Genomic DNA, 1,345 nt, shown 5'->3' with positions numbered 1-1,345 from the left:
TGGCTGTAATTATGACGACGCCGAGTCCCGACCAGACTGCATAAGCAACACCGACAGGGATGGATTTCAGAACCAGACGCAGCCGCAGGCGCCGGAAACTAAACCGATGTCTGTAGGGTTACCGCTGGATCTGCGTGAATTCCAGCAGCAGCAAGAGAAAGACTTTCTACAAACCAGCTTACAGCAGGCAAAATTTAACCAGAAAAAAGCCGCTGAATTACTGGGTCTGACTTACCATCAGCTTCGCGCTTTGCTGAAAAAACACCAGATTTAACGCACATTTGCAGATGTTATATTGGCGGATTTGACGCATAACCTCATCAGGGTTTACCATGACGCCATTACTGTATAAAAAAACAGGCACAAAATATGGCTCTGGCACTCGTTGGCGAAAAAATTAACAGAAACCGCTTCACCGGTGAGAAAATTGAAAATAGTACATTTTTTAACTGTGATTTTTCAGGTGCCGACCTGAGCGGCACTGAATTTATCGGCTGTCAGTTCTATGATCGTGAAAGCCAGAAAGGGTGCAATTTTAGTCGTGCGATGCTGAAAGATGCCATTTTTAAAAGCTGTGATTTATCCATGGCGGATTTTCGCAATGCCAGTGCGCTTGGCATTGAAATTCGCCACTGTCGTGCGCAAGGCGCAGATTTTCGCGGCGCAAGTTTTATGAATATGATCACTACTCGCACCTGGTTTTGCAGTGCATATATCACTAACACAAATCTAAGCTACGCCAATTTTTCGAAAGTCGTGTTGGAAAAGTGTGAGCTGTGGGAAAACCGTTGGATGGGGGCCCAGGTACTGGGCGCGACGTTCAGTGGTTCAGATCTCTCCGGCGGCGAGTTTTCGACTTTCGACTGGCGAGCAGCAAACTTCACACATTGCGATCTGACCAATTCGGAGTTGGGTGACTTAGATATTCGGCGCGTTGATTTACAAGGCGTTAAGTTGGACAACTACCAGGCATCGTTGCTCATGGAACGTCTTGGCATCGCGATTATTGGCTAGTCTTCAGGGAGCGGTGAATATTCCGCCCCCTGCACAGCTTTTTACCCTTCAGGCATCGCTGAAGAGTGGTGTGTGGAAATTTTCCACTCTTTACCGTCCCATGCATAAGTGAATGTGTAGCGGGCTGAAACCGTTGATTTGTCCGCGAAGGTAAATGTGTAGGTACCGGTGTCTATCGCCTTATTACACCCCAGGCGAATGGTACGCATGTCAATTTTCCCGGTCGGCTTTTTCGCAAGAAAATGCTCGAAATAAGGCACTGTTGCAAATAGTCGGTGGTGATAAACTTATCATCCCCTTTTGCTGATGGAGCTGCACATGAACCCATTCA

General features: G+C 47.2%; 1 protein-coding gene and 3 pseudogenes. 2 read left to right on the top strand and 2 right to left on the bottom strand.

The genetic code is table 11. The features are described from left to right. Window positions 1-82 (bottom strand): annotated as a pseudogene (locus QMN93_RS25895) (SMR family transporter); the annotation flags it as partial. Here QMN93_RS25895 and QMN93_RS25890 point away from each other — a divergent pair. Together QMN93_RS25890 and QMN93_RS25885 are read left to right on the top strand one after the other, a co-directional pair. Beyond that, window positions 68-274: pseudogene (locus QMN93_RS25890) on the top strand (helix-turn-helix domain-containing protein); the annotation flags it as partial. The pseudogenes QMN93_RS25895 and QMN93_RS25890 sit on opposite strands and share 15 nt — an antisense overlap. 95 nt (window positions 275-369) lie before the next feature. Continuing rightward, entirely contained in the window at window positions 370-1,014 is a 645-nt protein-coding gene (locus QMN93_RS25885; protein ID WP_012695489.1) for a quinolone resistance pentapeptide repeat protein QnrB2, read from the top strand. A gap of 41 nt (window positions 1,015-1,055) precedes the next feature. On the opposite strand, the pseudogene QMN93_RS25880 reads toward QMN93_RS25885, so the two are convergent. After that, window positions 1,056-1,268, bottom strand: a pseudogene (locus QMN93_RS25880) (DUF4440 domain-containing protein); the annotation flags it as partial. Window positions 1,269-1,345 lie beyond the last annotated feature (77 nt).

The organism is Enterobacter sp. R-1.6.2, assembly GCF_035064085.1.
Taxonomy (GTDB): domain Bacteria; phylum Pseudomonadota; class Gammaproteobacteria; order Enterobacterales; family Enterobacteriaceae; genus Enterobacter; species Enterobacter asburiae_B.
The sequence above is the reverse complement of the archived record's forward strand: the minus strand, read 5'-3'. Positions and strand labels throughout refer to the sequence as shown.